The organism is Paenibacillus sp. N22P23 (assembly GCF_059383735.1).
The window spans coordinates 983,497-1,004,146 of the sequence record NZ_JBXENT010000002.1 but is presented as its reverse complement, the minus strand read 5'-3'; the positions used below and the strand labels follow the sequence as shown (position 1 = coordinate 1,004,146).

General features: G+C 40.0%; 23 protein-coding genes, 1 pseudogene and 1 other annotated feature. Of the genes and pseudogenes, 22 read left to right on the top strand and 2 right to left on the bottom strand.

What is annotated here, in order from left to right:
• The first annotated feature begins 829 nt into the window (after positions 1-829).
• The 8 genes and pseudogenes from AC506A_RS15020 (at position 830) to AC506A_RS14985 (ending at position 6,785) form a co-directional block, all read left to right on the top strand.
• A complete protein-coding gene (locus tag AC506A_RS15020; protein WP_495461793.1) occupies positions 830-1,660 on the top strand; it encodes a PPK2 family polyphosphate kinase in 831 nt (276 codons plus the stop codon).
• 49 nt (positions 1,661-1,709) lie between these two features.
• Positions 1,710-2,891, top strand: a complete 1,182-nt coding sequence (locus AC506A_RS15015) for an alanyl-tRNA editing protein (RefSeq protein WP_495461792.1) — start codon at positions 1,710-1,712, stop codon at positions 2,889-2,891.
• A gap of 816 nt (positions 2,892-3,707) precedes the next feature.
• A pseudogene (locus AC506A_RS15010) lies at positions 3,708-3,797 on the top strand (class I SAM-dependent methyltransferase); the annotation flags it as partial.
• Between the two features lie 219 nt (positions 3,798-4,016).
• A complete protein-coding gene (locus AC506A_RS15005) occupies positions 4,017-4,325 on the top strand; it encodes a PadR family transcriptional regulator (protein WP_495461913.1) in 309 nt (102 codons plus the stop codon).
• Positions 4,322-4,669 carry a DUF1048 domain-containing protein gene (locus AC506A_RS15000; protein WP_495461791.1) on the top strand — a complete coding sequence of 116 codons (348 nt, stop codon included), beginning with the start codon at positions 4,322-4,324 and terminating at the stop codon, positions 4,667-4,669. The genes AC506A_RS15005 and AC506A_RS15000 overlap by 4 nt, the downstream gene beginning before the upstream one ends.
• A 9-nt stretch (positions 4,670-4,678) precedes the next feature.
• Positions 4,679-4,966 carry a DUF1048 domain-containing protein gene (locus AC506A_RS14995; protein ID WP_495461790.1) on the top strand — a complete coding sequence of 96 codons (288 nt, stop codon included), beginning with the start codon at positions 4,679-4,681 and terminating at the stop codon, positions 4,964-4,966.
• 57 nt (positions 4,967-5,023) lie between these two features.
• Entirely contained in the window at positions 5,024-5,977 is a 954-nt protein-coding gene (locus AC506A_RS14990) for a phosphotransferase (RefSeq protein WP_495461789.1), read from the top strand.
• A gap of 442 nt (positions 5,978-6,419) precedes the next feature.
• Complete coding sequence (locus AC506A_RS14985) at positions 6,420-6,785, top strand: hypothetical protein (RefSeq protein WP_495461788.1); 366 nt, start codon at positions 6,420-6,422, stop codon at positions 6,783-6,785.
• Between the two features lie 11 nt (positions 6,786-6,796).
• Here AC506A_RS14985 and AC506A_RS14980 read toward each other — a convergent pair whose 3' ends face one another.
• Positions 6,797-7,219 carry a DinB family protein gene (locus AC506A_RS14980; protein ID WP_495461787.1) on the bottom strand — a complete coding sequence of 141 codons (423 nt, stop codon included), beginning with the start codon at positions 7,217-7,219 and terminating at the stop codon, positions 6,797-6,799.
• 170 nt (positions 7,220-7,389) lie between these two features.
• Between AC506A_RS14980 and AC506A_RS14975 the strand changes: the two genes are divergently transcribed.
• Positions 7,390-8,259 carry an alpha/beta hydrolase fold domain-containing protein gene (locus AC506A_RS14975; protein WP_475784484.1) on the top strand — a complete coding sequence of 290 codons (870 nt, stop codon included), beginning with the start codon at positions 7,390-7,392 and terminating at the stop codon, positions 8,257-8,259.
• A gap of 159 nt (positions 8,260-8,418) precedes the next feature.
• Here AC506A_RS14975 and AC506A_RS14970 read toward each other — a convergent pair whose 3' ends face one another.
• Positions 8,419-8,856: a pentapeptide repeat-containing protein gene (locus tag AC506A_RS14970; RefSeq protein WP_495461786.1), complete on the bottom strand. Its 438-nt coding sequence runs from the start codon at positions 8,854-8,856 to the stop codon at positions 8,419-8,421.
• Positions 8,857-8,942: 86 nt separating this feature from the next.
• Here AC506A_RS14970 and AC506A_RS14965 point away from each other — a divergent pair, with 86 nt between their 5' ends.
• From AC506A_RS14965 to AC506A_RS14905, 13 genes are all read left to right on the top strand, one after another.
• Complete coding sequence (locus tag AC506A_RS14965; RefSeq protein ID WP_495461785.1) at positions 8,943-9,482, top strand: GNAT family N-acetyltransferase; 540 nt, start codon at positions 8,943-8,945, stop codon at positions 9,480-9,482.
• 394 nt (positions 9,483-9,876) lie between these two features.
• The gene (locus AC506A_RS14960; protein ID WP_495461912.1) at positions 9,877-10,866 is read left to right on the top strand and encodes a tRNA dihydrouridine synthase; all 990 of its coding nucleotides are present in this window, start codon (positions 9,877-9,879) and stop codon (positions 10,864-10,866) included.
• Between the two features lie 143 nt (positions 10,867-11,009).
• Positions 11,010-11,253, top strand: a binding site (T-box leader).
• Between the two features lie 108 nt (positions 11,254-11,361).
• The gene (locus AC506A_RS14955; RefSeq protein ID WP_495461784.1) at positions 11,362-13,242 is read left to right on the top strand and encodes an alanine--tRNA ligase; all 1,881 of its coding nucleotides are present in this window, start codon (positions 11,362-11,364) and stop codon (positions 13,240-13,242) included.
• Positions 13,243-13,439: 197 nt separating this feature from the next.
• Positions 13,440-13,628 carry a hypothetical protein gene (locus AC506A_RS14950; protein ID WP_091222570.1) on the top strand — a complete coding sequence of 63 codons (189 nt, stop codon included), beginning with the start codon at positions 13,440-13,442 and terminating at the stop codon, positions 13,626-13,628.
• A 194-nt stretch (positions 13,629-13,822) separates the two neighbouring features.
• Positions 13,823-14,281 carry an ankyrin repeat domain-containing protein gene (locus tag AC506A_RS14945; protein ID WP_495461783.1) on the top strand — a complete coding sequence of 153 codons (459 nt, stop codon included), beginning with the start codon at positions 13,823-13,825 and terminating at the stop codon, positions 14,279-14,281.
• A gap of 109 nt (positions 14,282-14,390) precedes the next feature.
• On the top strand, positions 14,391-14,630 hold the full coding sequence (locus tag AC506A_RS14940; protein ID WP_495461782.1) for a DUF7660 family protein: 240 nt from the start codon (positions 14,391-14,393) through the stop codon (positions 14,628-14,630).
• A 428-nt stretch (positions 14,631-15,058) separates the two neighbouring features.
• Positions 15,059-15,451, top strand: coding sequence for a hypothetical protein (locus AC506A_RS14935; RefSeq protein ID WP_495461781.1), 393 nt, complete (start codon positions 15,059-15,061; stop codon positions 15,449-15,451).
• A complete protein-coding gene (locus AC506A_RS14930) occupies positions 15,448-16,119 on the top strand; it encodes a DUF4362 domain-containing protein (protein ID WP_495461780.1) in 672 nt (223 codons plus the stop codon). Before AC506A_RS14935 ends, AC506A_RS14930 begins: the two co-directional genes overlap by 4 nt.
• A gap of 151 nt (positions 16,120-16,270) precedes the next feature.
• Positions 16,271-16,621: a hypothetical protein gene (locus AC506A_RS14925; RefSeq protein WP_495461779.1), complete on the top strand. Its 351-nt coding sequence runs from the start codon at positions 16,271-16,273 to the stop codon at positions 16,619-16,621.
• Positions 16,622-16,765: 144 nt separating this feature from the next.
• Positions 16,766-17,566, top strand: coding sequence for an aminoglycoside adenylyltransferase domain-containing protein (locus AC506A_RS14920; protein WP_495461778.1), 801 nt, complete (start codon positions 16,766-16,768; stop codon positions 17,564-17,566).
• A gap of 78 nt (positions 17,567-17,644) precedes the next feature.
• Positions 17,645-18,226 (top strand): hypothetical protein, encoded by a 582-nt coding sequence (locus AC506A_RS14915; RefSeq protein WP_495461777.1) that lies wholly within the window; start codon positions 17,645-17,647, stop codon positions 18,224-18,226.
• Positions 18,227-18,412: 186 nt separating this feature from the next.
• On the top strand, positions 18,413-19,129 hold the full coding sequence (locus AC506A_RS14910; RefSeq protein WP_495461776.1) for a PIG-L deacetylase family protein: 717 nt from the start codon (positions 18,413-18,415) through the stop codon (positions 19,127-19,129).
• A gap of 456 nt (positions 19,130-19,585) precedes the next feature.
• Positions 19,586-20,482 (top strand): hypothetical protein, encoded by an 897-nt coding sequence (locus AC506A_RS14905; protein WP_495461775.1) that lies wholly within the window; start codon positions 19,586-19,588, stop codon positions 20,480-20,482.
• Positions 20,483-20,650 lie beyond the last annotated feature (168 nt).

Sequence of the window (20,650 nt, the reverse complement as noted above, 5' to 3'; positions counted from 1 at the left end):
ATTCTTGAGAAGATGTATGGGAAAAATGTAATGGATTCACTATATTATCTCTTTATTTTTATAAGAGTTGATCCACTGGATCCTGTACTATATCAAATACTACATAAGTATCAAAACTGGCTTCATAAAGATTTAAAACTAAATTATCGTTCAATTCGTCATTTGATAAATGAATTGCAATTAGTTGATGACCACCAATACAAAGCGATTATTATCTCAAAACTCAAGAAATTAAGGTTGTTTCGTAGGGCAGGAAATATGGAAAGGATCTATCAGAGCATTCGTCCGATCCAGTATGTAGTTGAAAGTTTAATCCATGTCATCGATCAGAAGGATACAGAAAAGATAAGAATTATGGCAAGTTCAGTTCACAACTACCCATCATTTATCCTTGGCAAGTATTATTGCAAATCACATGATTTCTGGAACGTACATATTAACTACTATAATAGAACTTTTCAAAGCGACTTCATGAATGATTGGAAGTATTTATTTATGGAATTTTACCCAAACAACGAGAAATGATTGATAAAGTATAAACATTGAAAACATGGAGGGAACAACAAATAATGTTGAATCATATGAAGGCATTCTAGCAGCCTTTGTTGTGGAACACCAATTAAAAGCTTTAAGTCGGCGGCCTGTTCCGCTAACTGGAGTTTAACGCAACAAATTGCTGAATACCTAAGTACAAACTGTGGGATAATTATCTAAAAAATGCTTCAATTTTAGTACGTATGGTTAAATTAAAAATTATTAAGAACACATTGCAGGGTTCATCGACCTGAACAACACTCGAGAATGAAAGAAGTGTCTGAGGAGGTGTCTTATGTTGAAAAACTATCGGCTGACCAAAGCAGTCAAGCGCGGTCTGAGCCACTTCGATCCGAACGATACAAGCGGTTTTGTAAGCAAAGAAGAGATTCAAGATGAGTTCGAACACATGGAACGGAAGCTTCGCAATCTGCAGGACAAGTTGTTTGCCTCGAAGACGAATGCTGTGCTCGTATTGTTCCAAGGAATGGACTGCAGCGGGAAGGACGGCGTCATCAAGAAGGTACTGTCCAACCTGAATCCTAAGGGCTTTCGAGCGGAGAGTTTTAAGAAACCGACTCTTGAAGAGTCTGCTCATGACTTCTTATGGAGAACGCATAAGGTTGTCCCTGCCAAAGGCTATATTACCGCATTTAATCGTTCTTATTATGAGGATGTGCTCATTACCCGGGTGCACGGCTTGATACAGGACGAAGAAGCAGCAACTCGGATGAAGCATATACGGCATTTCGAGAAACTTCTAACGAGTAGTGGCGTGTTGCTGATCAAAATTTTCCTGCATATTTCCCCTGAATTTCAGCTCGAGAAAATCCGCGAACGGCTGAGCAACCCGGAGAAGCTATGGAAATTCGATCCAAGCGATCTCAACGAGCGGCATTACTGGGATTCATACATTGACGCATACGAAGATGCTTTCAGATATACAGCAAGCAATCACGCTCCGTGGCATATCGTCCCAGCCAATGAACGCTGGTTTCGCGACTACTTGGTGCTCCGGATTATTTTAAGTTCCTTGGAGAAATTGGACCTTTCTTATCCAGAACCGGACATCGAGACACGAAAGCTTCTGGAGCAGCTTCAATCCAACGCCTCCCTGTCCCAATAGGGGCCCTATAGGATGAGAAGTGATTATGCTTAAGAAAAGGGATTGAACAATGACGATTAGATTGTATTATAATTCTTCCTATGTAACCGAATGGGAAACAAAGATTACGAAGTCGATCAAGAGAGAGGATGGATGGTACGTCCTCATGGAGGAAAGTGCCTTTTATCCTCATGGAGGGGGTCAACCTTGCGATACGGGAACGATTAACGGTATCCCTGTATTGGATGTTATAAGCGAGGAAGATGAAGTGCTGCATAAAGTAGAGCGATTACCGGAAGGTACGGCAGCATCATGCCGGATTGATTGGCAACGAAGATTCGATCATATGCAGCAGCATAGCGGTCAGCATCTGCTCTCGGCGGTTTGTCTAAAGTTATTTGACGCGATGACGTTAAGCTTTCACCTAGGCATCGAAACCGCAACTATCGATGTGGAAAGGTCAGATCTAACTCTGGAGCAGTTATCGCATCTGGAACAGGAAGTGAACCAGGCCATCTATGATAATTACCAAATTACTAGTCGTATGGTTTCAGAGGAGGAGGCTAGCCATTTGCCGCTAGTAAAGCCGCCGAAAGTGTCTGGGAACGTACGGATTGTCGAGATTGAAAGCGTGGAATACAATGCATGCGGCGGGACGCATGTTTCATCTACGGGTGGAATTGGGATGATCAAGCTGCTGAGAACGGAGAAGATGAAAGGGAATACGCGAATTTCATTCAAATGCGGTAACCGTGCCTTAGCGGAATTTAACGATTGTTTAGGCATAATAGGGAAGCTATCTCTAAAATTCAATACCGGGAAAGATGATATTGTCGCTCGCGTTGAGAAGCGGGAGCAAGAGCAGAAACAGATTCAAACGGAAATGGCAGCTCTCAAGGAGCAGAATGATTCGTTTGTCGCGCGCGAGCTCTTGGAACGACAGGAAACAAGCTTGATCGCGCATCAGTTTGAAAACAAGTCATTGAAAGATTTGCAAAGCCTGGCGATAAAACTCACATCATTGACCAACGATCCCGTACTTCTCGCGGATCTTGCGGATTACAAAGTGGTGCTATCGCATAGCGGGATAGTTGAGCGTTCTTGCGGCGCATTTTTCAAGGAACATCTAGGGACATACGGCGGAAAAGGAGGAGGCAGCAGCACCATGGCACAGGCTGGATTCGGGACAATGAACGAAGCATTGGCTTTTTACGAATGCGCAAGAGCAACCTTCCAAAGTAGTGTCGATTGATGTCGCGTTACAAGTAGGTCGCGCATTGCCGGATTTGCAAAATGGTGTGCAGATAAAGAGCGAAAATAGAACGAACAAGGAGCAGATTGCCGGGCAGCAGCTGCTCCTTGTTTTGTTGAAGTAACGGGCTTATTTCCAATATGAAATTGGTATAACAGTCCTTTTATCAGGTAGCACTCGCTATTATTGTAATACCTCCGAAGTTGGTATCAACGCTTACTATTACAGTCCCGAATGACAAACCTCTAAGAAGAACTGCTCTCTCCGTACTAGAACATGTTACTTTGCTTGGGTCGCCGGAATCGCAGGATCGAATCCTTTCACCAGACCGAAGGCCCAGTTCTTCATCGACGAGCCGAGTACCACCTATTCTGACACGCACCTGTACAAAACGACCTCGTATTCCCATGTGATAACCTCCTTTTAAATCTATCGAGTCTAAGCTCTACTCCATTTCTATGCCGAAAGTGAGAGAATTGATAGAGTTAGTCATCGGGGATGATTCATCCATTCTGAACTAGCGAGGCACGAGAGTTTTATAAAATGTAACACGATTGAAATCCTATTTTCATCTCGTTTTAATGAAGTATATCTATAATAAAACTCGACCCCCTTTTTAAATATATACACTTTAGACCCGCAGCCCGTTGCTGCGGGTCTCTTTTTGTTTACTGAAGTAACCGGAAGATTAGCTTAATTGACTAATCCCTAATAGACGGCATTTACATAAGAACATACGTGCGATAAGATGGATTCGATTTGGTTGTTTTTGGTTAATTTAGGGAGGATGACGGCATGGACAAGAATTCTGTTTAAAAATGTTATTTCGATGAATCTTGGTATTCGGTTACTCTTGGCGAAAGTACGCTAACATTATCGGACCGTAAACTATCAACCTATGTGAATGGCACGAAAAATATAGAAGACGATAGTTGAGGAGCTTGCTTTGTAGCAGCTCTTTTTTGTTTGTTGAAGTAAGGGGGAGTTCAAAATGTGAAATTGGTGTCAAAGCATTCGTTATTGACTAACTTACTACTACGTGTTACTTTATAGCTGTAATAAGTATCACTGCATACCAGTGATACAGAATAGCAAGGGGTGGAAGTGCTGGAAAACCTAACGGAGATGCTCAAAGGGGCGCTTGAGGGTTGTGTCCTTGAAATAATAAGTCGTAAAGAATCCTACGGCTACGAAATTACGCGGCGGCTGAACGCCCTCGGCTTCACAGATGTTGTGGATGGAACGGTGTATACCATCCTGATCCGGCTTGAAAAAAACAAGTTGGTGGAAATCACCAAAAAGCCCTCGGATATGGGACCGCCGCGAAAGTTTTTCACGATCACCGACGCGGGGCGCGAGGAGCTGCAGAGGTTCTGGGAGAAATGGGAGTTCGTATCATCAAAAATTAACGAGTTAAAGGAGAATAAATCATGAATTTCTGGGATAAAATCACCGGCAACGATATGACTAGAGATTTTAAGAAATTTGAATCGCGAGTCAAAAAGCTGCCAGCTGATTATCAAGCGGCATGGGGAACAATTAACGCAAATCTTTTTCCGTACTCGGATTTCACTGGTCGTAACCTCATGCCAATTCTTGACGGTGTGCTTAGCCTGCTCGAAGAAACGGCGGCGGACGGTCAGAGTGTCCAAGAGGTTTTGGGTGACGATATCAAAGGCTTTTGTTCAGCGCTCGCCGGCGAAGAAGGGGCAAAGTCGTTTCGCGACAAGTGGCGCCAGCAACTCAACAATAGTATCGCTAAAAAATTAGGTAAATAGGAGGATAATATGAGTATAAAAGATATCATTGAAGGCAAAAAAGAGTGGCGAGCACACGTGGCGCGCATCAAAGCGCTCCCGCAAGATTATCAGATTGTTTATAAAGAGATTCAAAAATATCTCTTTAAGGTCGGCACTGTTGAGCTAACCGACGGGGCTGGTTTGCTCTCGGGGATTGTCGATCTGTTTGAAGAAGGCGCAGCCTCGGGGAAAGGCGTGCTCGAAGTGACGGGCAGTGACGTAGCGGCTTTCTGCGACGATCTAATCAAGGATTTAGAAACTTACGCTGACATTTGAGGATCGGCCATTTCTTGGGGGGATTAGTTAAGGTAGACTTTAGGGGGGATAGAAATTATGAAAGACTTAGTAGTGCCACAAGCTGCTGTACGAATTGCAGGAGATTTTCTTCAGGAAGAAGTTAAATCATCCTACCCAATTATAGGTAAAGGTATCGATAATCAAATTATCGTAGTGGAAACGAAGAGACAGAAGGTCGTTGTCCGCATGAACAATAAAGATACTTATCCATCTTATATCAAGGAAAAGTGGTGTATCGAGCAAGCAGCCGCAGTTGGAATTCCTGGGCCCGAGGTGTTGTCCATTGGCATAGTTGATGAAATAGCTTATATGATTCAAACTTTTATCGATGGCGACAACGGGTTAGACAGTAAGGCTCACGGATCTGCTATTTGGAGACAGCTTGGCGAATATGCCAAGCGAATGGATTTGATTCAAGTAGAAGGATTTGGAAGAAACCTGGTCGATCCCGTCAACGGTGTGTTCCAGTCATTTGGTCATGCCCAATCAGACGGCAGTTTGCAAGGGGATTTGCAGCATAATATCCATTGTTTAACGGAGCATGATCCCTTGATTACGCTTGGGGTAATGACTCAGGAGGAATCACAGCGCGTAAAAAAACGTTTTGAGGATATGAAGAATGAGACGCTTCGCTTCGGCCTCATCCATGGGGATATCTCTTTAAAGAATATAATTGTCCATGATAATCAAGTGATATTGCTGGATTGGGGCAATGCTGAAGTGAGCGTGGTTCCGCATGGAGCGGTTCTTCAAGTGTTGCAGTACCAGATGCTTGGGCTAAAGGAAGGCCCAAATAATGAGGAATTCCAAGCCTTCTTAGAAGGTTACGGGTTGAGTGAAGAGGATATTGCTGACATGAGAGGTTTACAGTTGCTTAAAGCTTTCGATCATACCAGATGGGCAATTGATCGTTGTCCGGAGCGGACTTACGCCTATGCTGCTTTCGCGAAACAAGCTGTTGGCATGTTTATGGGAAAAGGTGAACTATAACTCCAGCGTGAAGTTTTTTTGATGCCGTCGGCATCTGCTCCAATTATTCGTTACGCTAACGGGCAGACTAGTGGAACAATTTACATGTGTTCCTAGTTGATGATAGATGTAAAATTGGTAAGTGAGGAAATGAGGAATTTTTTTTTTTACATACAGATTTGGAGAGGCGAGGAAATGCCAAGAGAGTATAAATTAATTACAGCAGGAGCATTTGCTGGTAAAAGCCGCATGAAGCTTCATTACATGGAAATTGATACTGACCAACTTCTTTGTGGTTCACACCTCTCTGGATATGAAACTCAACCTAGAGAAGGGATTAGAGTATGTAAGAGATGTGAAGTCGCATACCGAAAAAGAGGCGGTACATTGCTAGAACCTATAGATACCGATGCATGGTTGGCTCGGCCGATGGTCAGCGGACAAGCTTTATGCGCCAGGTGCAATGGAGGACATTGAGGTTGCTTTCAGTCCAACGGGAGATGGTTGGTTGTATTTTAATCATCCATTTGAGCAAATTGTTGAACGATTCAAATGGGAGATTGGTAACAGTGGATTAATTCAGATTAAAGGGGTAGCATCAGCGGCTTTTTATGATGCAGAGATGGCGAAGGAATATGAGTTGGAAAATTACGAGGACAGAGACTCAGATTTCGAATTTCGCGACTTAAAAGTAGAGATTACCATAGAATCTACTCCTCGAGGGGAGAGTGAGGTTATTTCTTTCTCAGAGCCGCTATGGCTGACAGACCGTAGATTTGCTTTGGTACAAAGAGACATTAATAGTCTTGAACCACCATTCTTTTTGTAGTTGTGGCTGAACTAACGGGAAACGATAGTTAACTCATACCCTTGCCCACGATGATGAATCTCATTTTCCAGGGCGTACGTTAACCACCCAATCGCAGTACCTTCGGGGACATACGGAGCCGGTGCAGGGCGCATCTTGGCCAGCGCGTCAAATGGGATACTCGGCCACAACTGCCTCGTTTCTTCACGAACACTCCTGCCGAATTCCAATACCTCGGCAATCGAAGACGTGCGCAACATCTGTGGTGGGGCTTCATATTCCCATTGGTCATATGCCAAACCACGGACATTCCATCGCTCCATACCCAAAATCTCCAGCGTCAACTCGCGGAATGGTCGCATGCCGTCCACTAATACCTTGTCCATAGAGCCTACTTCTACTAGCGCTTGGGCCACGTTGTTCGTCAGACGCCGATTATCCTCCCACACATCCATGAACCATTTTTTCCAGTCGACGATCGCTAAACGAACAAGGAGCAGTTTGCCAAAGGCAGCTGCTCCTTGTTTCGTTGAAGTAACGGGGAGGATAGTGTAATCACTTTGTACCTTGTGAATACCTTAAAGTAAAGCATTAATGAGGCAAAGTTCGGAAGGAGACAAAGAAGATGAAAGAAACAAAGATTTTTAAACAAGTGAATAATTGTTCTATTAACGCTGACATCTATTACCAAGGGAGAAATTCGCCTGTCATTATTTATATTCATGGTGGTGGCTTAATTGCTGGAACTAGAGCTTGGATGTCTTTAGAACAAATTGAGTATTTTTGTCAGGCTGGATTTAGTGTTGTGAATATTGATCACCGACTGGCTCCTGAAACAAAATTGGAATCGATTGTAGAAGATATTAGAGATGCACTTGAATGGGCTCGAACCAAAGCAACGGAATGGTATGATTTTGATACAAATAACATTGCTCTATTTGGTAAAGCCTCTGGTGGTTATCTAAGCTTGTTAATAGGCACTATGGACATTAAACCAAAAGCGATAGTTTCTTGTTTTGGACATGATATTCTAGGGGAATGGGCGACGAAACCGAGTGAACATTTCCGCCAACAATATGAAATCGTTGATAAGCAAAGCGCCTATCAATTCATAGGGGAAAAAGAAATAACGAATGGTCAGTGGGAAGAACGGGGCAATTTATTATTTTATTGTTTTCAGCAAGGTGTTTGGGTTAATGAAGTGACCGGATTCGATCCGGCTAATGATTATAATAAATTAACACAATATAGCCCTATTCATAATATCACTGCGGAGTATCCGCCTACGTTATTTCTACATGGAGATAAAGATAAAATAACGCCATATGAGCAATCGGTGATGATGTATAAGAAGCTTCAAGAACATGGAGTATATACTGAGTTGATAACGATTGAAGGAGCGGATCATGATTTTGATCGAAATTTTCATGATCCGATGGTTCAAAGTGCATTTCAAAATGTTGTTGATTTTTTAAGAACACATTTATGCAAGTAATTCTCAGAAATGGCGCACGTCAGTTAAAAACCGAATTTACGCTTCGAGGCATTATTAATCATTAAGCTCCCTCGAAATGATTAAGTATCCTCACTCCTGATAATGGAGTGGTTTCTTTGGATAAAACTTCTCTTTTATTGATTTTCGCAGTCTTTATCTTTATTTATTCTTGATTAAATCAGAAATCAAGATACCGTTTATTTTCAATCCAGTAATGTCGCAATCAGTTATATCAACATTTGATAAATCACAATTTCTTAATTGCCCATTGGAGAGGTTACAGTTATGAAAACTTACTGGTTTATAATGCCCATCGGGATGGTAATTTCCGTCCCCTTCCATTGGGAGAACCACATTATGAAATTCTGTTCCAAAAAGATGGACATGGTCAATAACAGAGTGGCTAAAGTTAGCATGCTGAATACCTAAACCCGACAAGTTTGCGTTCGAGATTTTAATTCCACCCATATTAACATCATTCAAAGACATATCACTCATGTTTACGTTATTAATTTTTGTCTTTGCCAAGCTTACATTATCGATATCAAGCTCCTCAGCTCTAACTGAAGTTACTTTAAGGTCAATAGTTTTATTCATTTTAGGGAACAAACTTTTCGATAGTTTGGAATCCCATCCATAAAATTTAGCAGCGAACAAAATTTGCAGTAGGAGGAGTATCCGCTATGCACATAGAAACTCAAAATGTTGTTATAAGAACCTTGAAAAAAACAGATGCTGAAAGGTTTTATTCAATAGCCAGGGAATCGGCTGTATACCGTTATATGCCAGATTGGGCTGACGGACGTTCACATCCGCAGGATTATTATGGATTGATTAATCAGTATCAAAAACAATCGGATAATACGGATATTTCCATTGGCCGTTCCTACGCGATTGCCTTGCCAAACAACGATGAGATGATTGGTATGATAGGGGTGGGGCTTAAAGAGAAGCTAAATGAAATCGAACTGGGGTATTTCATGTCGGAAAAACATCATCGGAACGGATATACTAGAGAAGCGATAAGTGCCTTGGCAGAATGGTGCTTTGAGGTATCTGATGTTAAGTATTTAATCCTGACAATTAATTGTGCCAATGTTCCCTCGAACAAATTGGCTGAAAAATGTGGATTTAAGTTGCTTGAAAGAAGAACGCCTATAGGGGATGACCAATTTTATATGGAAAATGATAGTTACTATTATTACAGAAGCTACAGAAAATAAGCATTTGTATCGCTACGAGACCGGGTTCGAGGTAAGGTCACTTGGTTGGATAATGAGAAATAATTCAAGCATACCAGATTACGCTAACTTGGAACGTTAGCTGAACAAACAAGGAGCAGTTTGCCGGCGGCAGCTATTGGTAAATGGCGACAGCGGTATAAGGTGCTAGTCATTCCCAATTGCAAAAAAAACATGGCGTAATTACGAAACATTGTTGACGGTACGAAGGGGACATACCCATCATGACGTTATTCAGTTTATAATAAAGTCGTGTACTTTATGGAATGTCTGTTGTTAACCTGTGATGGTGTTTGAACAGTGTTCCACTGACAGCAAGTATTTTACTATTCTAAGGACAACGATTGTTCTGGTAGGTATAGAGGGGTTATTAATGATGCAAGAAAACTTTTGGCGCGATTTACCACGACCTTTTTTTGTACTAGCACCTATGGAAGATGTGACAGATGTTGTGTTTCGCCATGTGGTAAGTGAGGCAGGCAGACCGGATGTGTATTTTACGGAGTTTGCGAATACGGAGAGTTATTGTCATCCAGAGGGGAACAAAAGTGTACGTGGGCGCTTGACTTTTACCCCAGATGAACAGCCCATTGTAGCACATATCTGGGGAGATAAGCCGGAATTTTTCCGTGAAATGAGCATCGGCATGGCGAAAGAAGGATTCAAAGGCATCGATATTAATATGGGTTGTCCAGTGGCGAATGTAGCAGAGAATGGGAAGGGCAGCGGCCTGATCTGCCGTCCTGAAATCGCAGCGGATATCATCCAAGCCGCTAAAGCCGGGGGACTGCCTGTCAGTGTAAAAACAAGGCTCGGTTTTAGTGACCTAAACGAATGGCGTGACTGGTTAACCCATATTTTGAAACAAGACATTGTTAATCTGTCCATTCATCTTCGGACAAGAGAGGAAATGAGCAAAGTAAAAGCTCATTGGGAACTGATTCCGGAGATTAAGAAGCTTCGTGATGAGGTGGCGCCAGATACACTTCTGACCATTAACGGGGATATCCCTGACCGTCAGACCGGCCAGCAGCTTGCAGAGCAATACGGTGTCGACGGTATTATGATTGGACGCGGTATTTTTCAAAATCCATATGCATTTGAGAAAGAGCCGAAGGAGCACAGCAGTGCGGAATTGCTTGATCTGCTGCGGCTCCATCTGGATCTGCATGATCAATACTCAGCAGAGGAACCACGTTCGTTTAGTGCGCTTACCCGTTTCTTCAAAATCTATGTCCGTGGGTTTCGAGGGGCAAGTGAACTCAGAACCAGCTTGATGAACGCCAAATCAAAAAGTGAAGTGCATGTATTGCTGAATAAATTTGGAAGCAAGGAGCATGATGAGGCTGAGGAACATGGAAATTAGATGGGTAAGGGTCCACCAGACAATTGGATAGGGTAGAATATTTAAGAAAGCTGATGGTAGAATCGACAGACTTATACCATATAAAAAAGTGGAATTAATTGACAGAGCAAGTTGAGTGTGATAGCATTGGTTTAACTTAAAACGAAAAGGCTATGATGAGAAATAGTAGCTATTAGGGATCTCACAGAGAGAAGATGGTTGGTGCGAATCTTCATTGATCTAATAGTGAAGCAGTCTCGGAGCTGTGAACCGAACAGAGGAATCTTAGTAGGCTTCAACGGAGTTTCACCGTTATTCAGGAAACAATATCGGAGATATCCCGTATTGATAGAGTGCAGAGAAATCTGAATTTAGGTGGTAACACGGACATAATAGTTCGCCCTAAGTTGACAAGAAATATGTCAGCTTAGGGCTTTTTTGTTTTATTTCTTCTCGTTTGAATATTCGCAAAATAATTTTCTGAGAATAATTAATAATTGAATGGAGGTATTGAGCATGGTGAAAATGACACCAGATGAGTTAAGAAAATCATATATTGATTTTATGAAAGGAATAGGGGCAAGCCAAGTGCCCTCTTCTAGCTTGTTACCAGAAAATGATCCCTCAACGTTGTTTACAGGAAGTGGAATGCAACCTATGGTTCCATATTTATTGGGGGAAAAGCATCCGATAGGTAATGAGATTGCTAATATTCAGAAGTGTTTAAGGACAGTGGATATTGATGAAGTAGGAGATACGTCGCATCTGACATTTTTTGAAATGATAGGTCGATGGGAGTTTAAAGCAAATGAAAATAACTATAAGAAAAAGCAAATCGATGCCATTTGGAATTGGCATATTATCGAATTAGGAATTGATCCTGGCAGGCTGTATATCAGTGCTTTTATAGGAAGTGTTGATTTGAATATACAGAAAGATACGGAAGCCATTCAAATCTGGTCAGAAAAATATAAATCAGTTGGTATAGAACCTATCATTGAAGATGATCCCTATCAATATGGGGCATCTAGAGGTGGAAAAATATTCTTATACGATGAAAAAGAAAATTGGTGGAGTCGAGCCGGAAGTCCATTGGATATGCCTGTTGGTGAACCGGGTGGGCCTGATAGTGAAATGTTCTATGATCTTGAACCAGGCGGTGATTCACTGGATCATCCTGCTTCTGTAAGCGAGAGGTTTTTAGAAATTGGGAACAACGTATTTATGTGTTACAAAAAAGAAGACACCGGATTTGTGAAAATGCAAAATCCCAACATTGATTATGGAGGCGGATTAGAAAGGGTTGCAACAGCCCTTAATGGTGACAAGGATATTTATAATACGGCTTTCTTCCTTAATCCCAAGAAAAAATTGATGGAGTTAAGTGGTAAACAATATACTGACGATTTAAAGTCGTTTAGAATCATACTTGATCATGTGAGAGCGGCTACTTTTCTAATTAATGATGGTGCGGAGCCAGCTAATAGTGATGCAGGGTATATAACAAGAAGGTTATTAAGAAGGGCGATTCGTGCAGGTAAAAAAATAGGTATACAAGGAAGTTTTGTGGGTGAGTTGTCTGAAGTTTATATAGATGAAGCAACAGCTTATGAAGATTTGATCGGTAATAAAAAGAAAGTTATCGAAATAGTAAATAAGGAAGAAAATCTTTTCTATAGAACTTTACAGCAAGGAGAATTTGAAATACAAAAACATCTTAAGAATAAGGGTAAAGTTACAGGTGCAGATGCCTTTTATTTTTACGAAACATATGGGTTTCCCTTGGAGTTGACGGAAGAGTTTCTAACTGAAAGTGGATATAGCATGGAGGACAAGGCGTCTTATATAGAGGCGGCAAAGAAACATGCTGAAAAGAGCAGAACTGCTTCTGCGGGTAAATTTAAAGGTGGATTAGCTGAACATTCAACAGAAACAACAGCGCTGCACACGGTATCTCATTTATTACTTGCTGGTTTAAGGGAAGTTTTAGGTGATCATGTTCATCAACAAGGAAGTAATATTACTTCAGAACGATTACGGTTTGACTTCAACCATGATGAAAAACTTACGCCAGAGCAAATAGCTGAGGTGGAAAAGTATGTGAATGATGCGATTTCATCAAAAGCAGTTACCTATATTTCAGAGCTGCCTAAAATTGAGGCGAAAGAAAGTAATGTTGAAGGGAATTTTTGGGATAAATATCCGGATATCGTTAAGGTGTATACAATCAAAGATAACGAAGGGAAAGTTTGGAGTCGAGAAGTATGTGGAGGACCTCATGTAGAAGATACAGCAAACTTAGGAAAGTTCAGTATTAAAAAAGAACAATCTTCTGCTGCTGGAGTTAGAAGGATTAAAGGAGTAATTAATAAATATTTCCAGAACGCGGAACAATAGCTGATGTTTTAGGATTGCTATTTGTAACAACGTTATGAGTTGCACGGGAATCCAGGCAGAATAATGTAGCGAAACATTAAGTAGTTGGCAACGTATTGAGTTATACCTACATCTTTTGGAAAGTCGTTGTATGAGGCGAAACTGTCACAGCAGTAAAGCTTTGGAATGAAATTAAGAAGCGGAGTGATTATTTGAAAATGAAAGATGACGGAAATGGTTCTTTCATAGGCCTTGGAATTGCTTTAGGTGCCGCTTTTGGTTCCGCTTTTGGTGTCGCATTTGGAGCAGTATTCGGTAATGTAGGTCTTGGAATTGTATATGGAACTTCATTTGGAATTGTAGTCGGATTAGCAGTCGGTATTTTTAGAAATAACAAAAACAAGTGAAAACGCTCGATTACGTTAACGGAGAACGATAGCACAATAGAACGACGGCAGCTGGATTGTTTACCGGCTGCCGTTTGTCATTGAAGTAACGGGCAGGATAGTTTAAAAACTTTGACGAATACTTCATACGCGAAGAGTTTGCGAAATTCGTTGATTAGTTAACATCAGAGATTATTACGAAATGAGGAAAACGAATGAACATATTTGATGCAATTCAATTAAATAGTGTCCATGAATTTAATGATTATATTGAATCAAATTGCGATTTAAACGTACAAGATGACGATCAAAGGACACCCTTGATTATCTCAGTCATCGAAGGAAACTTAGAATTTACACAATCTATTCTGCAAAAAAAAGTGAGAATAAATCATCAAGATAACCTTGGTTTAACTGCCTTACATTATGCGTGCCAAAATAATCATATAGACGTTGTGAGGCTACTGTTAAAGTACAATACCGAGATAAATATCAAAGATATTCATGGAAATAATTCTTTATTTAAAGCAGTATTCAATTCGCGAGGGAATGGCGAAATTATTAAATTGCTTATAATGAATGGTGCAGATCAACATTCTAAAAATAATTATGACGTATCACCTTTGGATCTTGCAAAAACAATAGGAAATTATGAAGTCAGTAAGTATTTCTAACGAATATGGAGTCAGCACCCATTGGGACTTTCATTACGCTAACGGGAGACTCTAGTTCAATAAAGATTACGAATAGGAAGCCGGGTGAGTTTAATTGCAGCTACATGAAATGATAAACGAAATAAAGACAAAAGAGGATTTACTCAAGTTCCTTTCTGCATTTAGGAAGGACTTGGTTATAAATAGGGAAAATTGGGAAAATCCAACATTAGAGAGTTACCTTGAAGCGATGGAAGCATGGATAGAAGGAATGGAAAGGTACTATGTAAACACTAATCAGTCCATACCAGAGCAACCAACGTGGAAAGTGTTAGCTGATATTTTATATGCGTCCAAAATTTATGAATAAAGTATCATCTATCGTGTTCCACTAATGGAACACGATAGATGAACGAAACAAGGAGCAGTTTGCCATCAGCAGCTGCTCCTTGTTTTCATTGAAGTAACGGGCAGGATAGTACAATCACTTCACTTTTCGGGTCAAAATACGCTATAATATCGTGGTATTTAAAGCAAAGATGAAATTTTGGAGGAAGTTAAAATGAATGAGGAGTTACAACGTACGTTAAGTGAGATAATTGAATCAGGTTCAAAAGCTAACCCCGCTGTGAATGTACTCATTAGTGATTATACTAAGTATCATGCTGTACTCGTAATTGTTGGTGGGGTATTGGTATCCCTGTTCGTATGGCTTAGTATCATTTTTTGGTCTAAACTTAATGGATCGCCTAAAATAAGAATCTGACAAATGTATTGCATCCGTTGCATGGGTTTTCAATGGTTGATTTTTCTTATAAAATACCCAATGAATTAACATATAATGACGAATTACGCTATGCGTTTAATGAATGGATACAATCAGGTAGTGGAAATATCCCTTCTATTCTTCAGGAAAAGATTGATAAACGCATTGAGTTTCATACTAAAAAAGCTATCGTTTGTGGAATCGTGTTGATACTATCTGTGGGACTTAGTGTGTATACTTGGAAAACATTGGTAAAAATGGCTAAATCAAATGATTCAAAATGGAGATTTAAAGAAATAGCCTACTTTGTTTTTGGGAATACCACGGTTGTTCTTTCTTTGTTAATGATGGTCATCGTAGTAGCAAATATGCAAGGAGCATTTGCGCCTATAACATTATTTATGATGAATTTGTTTAATAATTGAATGGATTGAAAGCACTTCATCACGGTACCCGTATGCGGGGAGACCTCAGTGACATTAAGCTAACGGGCACGATAGTTCAACCGATCTTGGAGCAGTATGCCAGTGGCAGCTGTTCTTTTTTCATTACGCTAACGGGCAGATTAGAGCAACATATTCTCGCCGTATTCGTAAGAGAATGTAAATATAACTTTGAAGGAGGTAACAATATTAAATCCAAACAAACTTTAATTATAACTCAGACATTCATAATTATTGCTTTGATTGTCTTCATTTTTGTGCTCGTAAATCAATCAAATAAAGTGAATGGCGATACTGCTACCAACTCAGTTATTTTTCATCTTGACAGAGCTGACCTAGAACGAGTTGATAAAATGGTAAATAGATTTAATGAGGGGCAGGGAGACAATCTAATGATTATAGAACCAGGAATGGATAGCGGGCCAGCCATTCATGACATAATTTCAAATGGTAAAGAAATAAAGTGGCTTGTTGATAATTCACGGGATCCGTGGTATCCAAACAACAAAATCAAGACTGAATATGTCTGTAAATCAATTCGAATACACGAAAGAGATAGTGATTTTATGGATGTTGAATTATCAAAATGTAATAATTACAAGGATGATGAACAACTTAGAATTCTTTCGTTTAGAAAAGAAAAGTTGTAGCTGGAAATGGATTAAATTCACAGGACTCGATAGCTAGATGAAAATAACAACGGGGCAGCCACTTCGGCATGCTCCATTTTTATATAAGAACTTTACAATTTGACGTAAGAGGAAATAAAACGGATTATATTGATTGACGGAGGTGTATCGCATGGCAGAATTTCAAAATTTCAAAAAAATTTTTCCTAAGAAAAATATTGAAATTAAAAAAGGTGACAATATTAAAATAACAGTTTGTGTTAATGATGAACTTCATGAATTTGTAACTGGAGCATTTGAATTTGATGTCATATTTAATAGTTGGGAGTATATGGTTAAGGGTAAGACGTTTAAACCGTTTAAACTAATTAATTATACTCGTGAAGGTAATAAGTTTGTGGTAGATTTAAAATTGGTTAGAAAAGCAAATGACACTGATGAGTTAACACTTTTATGCACCGATATATTGGATATTCTAAATCTTCATAACATATTTATTTCTAGTTTGAACATCGATGTATAATGACTTTAAGTTAACGAGGAGCGTTAGCTGAACAAACAAGGAGCAGTTTGCCGGCGGCAGATGCTCCTTGTTTCGTTAAAGTAACGGGCAGTTTAATTCAATCAATCTGTTTGAAGTTACTATTAACAAAAGGGGGATAGACTAATGAATGGTAATATCAAACCAACAGTCTATGAAGATGTAAACGAGGTCCTTAATTATTTCCTAACGAATATTCAGAGCATTACAGCAGAAAATTTTGTTGGCATGTATGTGATTGGCTCGCTTGCACTTGGAGATTTCAACCCAGTTAGCAGTGATATTGACTTTGTCATTGTGACTAATATTGATATTGGCGACACTCTCTTCAAAAGATTGAAAGATATACATGCTGAGTTTGCTTCCAGTAGTTCGCCCTGGGCTAATAAGATAGATGCGGTATACATTACTTTAAAAGCCTTTCGTAATGACAACTCGCCCTCAACACAGTATCCTCAAGTAGAACATGGGACTGAGTTATTCAAAAACTCTCTTGAAGATGGCTGGATCTTTCAGACATACACATTACGTGAAAATGGGATTGTCGTTTTTGGTACTGAACCATGCTCCTTTATTAATCCTATTGACCCTAAAGAAATGATACCTTCAGTAAAGGCTATTGCAGGATTGTGGCTCGAATGTGCCCAACGCGATTCTTCTTGGCAGGAATGGGTTAGAATTAGGAAATGGCAGGTTTTTGTTATACAAACTCTTTGCCGAATGCTTTACTCACTGCATACGGGTTCTGTAGCCTCAAAGCCTCTAGCTATAAATTGGGCTCGACACGAACTGGGCAAGCCTTGGGATTCGCTGATTACGCGTTCTTTATCATCGAAAGACGAGAATAGTAATATTACAAAGCGTGATATGGACGAAACAATTGATTTTATTCGATACACAGTTGAGAATGCTAAAGTAAATTGGTAATTACGCTAACGAGGAACGATAGAATAATTTAATCATTTATGCGGACAATAACCCAAACATTTACGGGGGAATCTGTCCATGTTAGTGAGAGGCGTTGTGATTTTCATAATCTTGTTAAGCTGCATTAATGTAATGAGTAAAGCCACAGCCTCCACGAGTTCAGGGATTACATTAATAGACGCTTTCCAGATCGGTCTTACTGAAGCAAGAAAATGGGATGCACAGGCGAGTCTAACCTTGATAACGAGTGTTGGTGACACAGGCCCAGCACCACCATCTACTCTTGGTAATGATGGCAAAAGAGAAGTTTGGAATTTGTTGTTCAGCAATGGTCAAAGAAACGAAACTTTTATCATTAACATAAAAAAAGGTAAGATTGCGATTACGCGAACTGTTCGAGAAGATATTCAAGACTTTGAAATTATCCCGCAAAAAGATCTCATACTTGATTCAACTAATATGGTGCAGATTGCTGTTAAAAACGGTGTCAAACCAGGGGAAGGATGGGCTAAAGGATATCATTTCAACGTTAGAAAAGATCACCGTGCCTTGTTTTTTGGAGTAGTTGGGCAGAACAAGTACGGTATGATGACGAAACTTTACATGGACAAGACAGGAAAGATTCTTGGTTCCGAAACAAAAAATGAAGAACTGAGATAACTTAGTTCATTAAACTAACGGGAGACGATAGTTCAACGAAACTTGGAGTAGTTGCCGCGGCAACTTGCTCCTATTTATCATTGAAGTAACGTGCAGAATAGTATAATCATTTCGCGAATACTCTGAAAGAGAGTAACGGAAAAACATCCTTTGAAACAAGAGTTTTAAATGAAGGAGGGATCTGAAGTGAAATTCCTATATGTGTTCCCTCATCCCGACGATGAATCGTTTGGAGCGGCATTAGCCATTAACCAGCAACTTGAACAAGGGCATGAAGTCTTTTTGCTGACGCTCACAAAAGGTGGATCTTCTACTCAAAGATTTCCGCTCGGACTAACTGTTGAGGAAATGGGAGAAGTTAGGTCTAAGCAATTACAGAACGCGGCAGCAACACTCGGCGTTAGTGGACTCAAAGTGCTTGACTTCCCAGATGGCGGGCTGGAACAATTGGATCCGCGCGTCATAGAACAAGCCATCGCTGAGCATATTAGAGAAATTCAACCAACTGTATTAGTAACATTACCAGTGCACGGAATCAGCTATCATCCTGATCATCTAACGAATCATTTCGTTGTCAAACGAGTTTTTGTTGATATGAAGGACAAGGGTTCGGATTATTTACAAAGGTTGGCTTTTATTACATTATCGAAGGAGATCGATTCAAAAGGAGGACCTCGCTTATTTATCTCACAAAAGGAGTGGATCGATTGCTTATTACCAATCCGTCCTCAAGATTTGGAAGCATTAACTCGAGCTCTTAGCTGTTATACTACCTCTCCGATTCCTGTTGCCGTTGTGGTTGACGTAGCAAAAACAGAGGGCAGTGTTGCTTTTGAATTGTTCGGAGAAGATTTCAAACCCGTTCTTCATGATTTGACACATGGTTTAACTGTCAGGTCTTAAGTTTCTCACTCCATTAACGAGGAACAATTATTGAGGAGTTGCTACGCGCGGCTCCTTTTTAATTTGTTGAAGAAACGAGGAACGATAGTTCAATAAGCATGAAGAATCGGCAGCCGGCATGGCTGCCGTTTTCTCAACTAACGAGCAGGTTAGTTTAATACGAAACTTAACTGAAATTGGTAATGAAAGACAAGCGACAAGGTATGCTGGCTTCATCCTAGATGAATATAAGGAAACAAGAGATCACCCGTAAAACTTTACTTTTAAATAAGCTAACGGAAACGATAGCTGAACGAATAAGGAGCAGTTTGCCGGGCAGCAGCTGTCCTTGTTTTTTTGAAGTAACGGGCAGTTTAACGCAACATTCACTTATTTTTCGCGTTTAATTCTAAGGAGTAATTGGTGATGAAAATAGTCGAGTTTTATTGAAAAGAGGGTACGCGGGAGGTCTTATAATTGGGTTTATCAATTCATTACGAAGGTACTGCATCATCATCTGATAGCGTAAGTAGCATACTCAACCGGGTAGAATTGTACTCTAATGAAAACAATTGGAAGATTGATGCTATAGATAAAAATAGTATAATTGTAATTCCACACCCTAAATGTGAATCGTTATCATTTGTTTTTAACGATAAGTTGAAATTCTCAGGCTGCACAAAGACTAGCTATGCACCTACGGAAATTCATGAGCAAGTTGTCAAATTGTTTTTAGAAATCAAGCCGCATTTCAAGAAACTTAAAATAGATGATGAAAGCGGCTATTGGGATGCATACCAAGATGTAATAAGAAATAAGCCCATAAGGGAAATTACAGACTTTCCTGTAGTTAGTGAAAGTGATGTGATAAAAGAAACATTATACCTGCCAGATAACTCTTTAAAGTGTGATTACGAATTTTGGAATTCCGACCCCTTATTTGCAAAACCACTTGTACTTCATTTACCTACAATTCGAAATAGAATGGCATATGACCTGACAAACGGTTCAAATTATGCCTTTGTAGTTCGAGACCTTCTTAAAGATTTAAGTTTAGATGGCTTTTTCACATGGGACCACGACTGGTTCAATGATGATTGTAATTATATAGTTGAATTATCTAAGTTGTGGGCTTGGAAAATGTCGGCAGGCAACCCCACAAACATAAAACGTAATAGGTGCATTGCATTCAGTTATGCAGTCGGAAAGGGCTGTTATGGACTAGAAAACGGCTTCTTCAATAAAACCCACCGTGATGCGTGGATAGCACTAGATATTTTGGAACAAGAAGAAATAGAAGCTTCACCATTGCGCAGTTTAGAAATTTTATATGCATTGTTTAACTTCTGTGGGTTTAAGAAATTAGATGGATAAAATGAGATATATCACTTCGACCTTGGTGAACTAACGGGATACGATAGTTGAAGAGCATGCCACGCGGCACCATTATGAAAGTGGATAAGTTAATAAACAGGAATAGGTGAGCGTTATTTCTAAGATAGTAGCGGTCCTGACTAATAAAAACATTTCTCAAAATGATTA

What these genes read in the sequence shown, in the direction of transcription:
- AC506A_RS15020 (WP_495461793.1), top strand. Translation starts at nt 830, where the DNA reads ATGTTGAAAAACTATCGGCTGACCAAAGCAGTCAAGCGCGGTCTGAGC.
- AC506A_RS15015 (WP_495461792.1), top strand. Translation starts at nt 1,710, where the DNA reads ATGACGATTAGATTGTATTATAATTCTTCCTATGTAACCGAATGGGAA.
- AC506A_RS15005 (WP_495461913.1), top strand. Translation starts at nt 4,017, where the DNA reads ATGCTCAAAGGGGCGCTTGAGGGTTGTGTCCTTGAAATAATAAGTCGT.
- AC506A_RS15000 (WP_495461791.1), top strand. Translation starts at nt 4,322, where the DNA reads ATGAATTTCTGGGATAAAATCACCGGCAACGATATGACTAGAGATTTT.
- AC506A_RS14995 (WP_495461790.1), top strand. Translation starts at nt 4,679, where the DNA reads ATGAGTATAAAAGATATCATTGAAGGCAAAAAAGAGTGGCGAGCACAC.
- AC506A_RS14990 (WP_495461789.1), top strand. Translation starts at nt 5,024, where the DNA reads ATGAAAGACTTAGTAGTGCCACAAGCTGCTGTACGAATTGCAGGAGAT.
- AC506A_RS14985 (WP_495461788.1), top strand. Translation starts at nt 6,420, where the DNA reads ATGGAGGACATTGAGGTTGCTTTCAGTCCAACGGGAGATGGTTGGTTG.
- AC506A_RS14980 (WP_495461787.1), bottom strand. Translation starts at nt 7,219, where the DNA reads ATGGATGTGTGGGAGGATAATCGGCGTCTGACGAACAACGTGGCCCAA.
- AC506A_RS14975 (WP_475784484.1), top strand. Translation starts at nt 7,390, where the DNA reads ATGAAAGAAACAAAGATTTTTAAACAAGTGAATAATTGTTCTATTAAC.
- AC506A_RS14970 (WP_495461786.1), bottom strand. Translation starts at nt 8,856, where the DNA reads ATGAATAAAACTATTGACCTTAAAGTAACTTCAGTTAGAGCTGAGGAG.
- AC506A_RS14965 (WP_495461785.1), top strand. Translation starts at nt 8,943, where the DNA reads ATGCACATAGAAACTCAAAATGTTGTTATAAGAACCTTGAAAAAAACA.
- AC506A_RS14960 (WP_495461912.1), top strand. Translation starts at nt 9,877, where the DNA reads ATGCAAGAAAACTTTTGGCGCGATTTACCACGACCTTTTTTTGTACTA.
- AC506A_RS14955 (WP_495461784.1), top strand. Translation starts at nt 11,362, where the DNA reads ATGGTGAAAATGACACCAGATGAGTTAAGAAAATCATATATTGATTTT.
- AC506A_RS14950 (WP_091222570.1), top strand. Translation starts at nt 13,440, where the DNA reads ATGAAAGATGACGGAAATGGTTCTTTCATAGGCCTTGGAATTGCTTTA.
- AC506A_RS14945 (WP_495461783.1), top strand. Translation starts at nt 13,823, where the DNA reads ATGAACATATTTGATGCAATTCAATTAAATAGTGTCCATGAATTTAAT.
- AC506A_RS14940 (WP_495461782.1), top strand. Translation starts at nt 14,391, where the DNA reads ATGATAAACGAAATAAAGACAAAAGAGGATTTACTCAAGTTCCTTTCT.
- AC506A_RS14935 (WP_495461781.1), top strand. Translation starts at nt 15,059, where the DNA reads ATGGTTGATTTTTCTTATAAAATACCCAATGAATTAACATATAATGAC.
- AC506A_RS14925 (WP_495461779.1), top strand. Translation starts at nt 16,271, where the DNA reads ATGGCAGAATTTCAAAATTTCAAAAAAATTTTTCCTAAGAAAAATATT.
- AC506A_RS14920 (WP_495461778.1), top strand. Translation starts at nt 16,766, where the DNA reads ATGAATGGTAATATCAAACCAACAGTCTATGAAGATGTAAACGAGGTC.
- AC506A_RS14915 (WP_495461777.1), top strand. Translation starts at nt 17,645, where the DNA reads ATGTTAGTGAGAGGCGTTGTGATTTTCATAATCTTGTTAAGCTGCATT.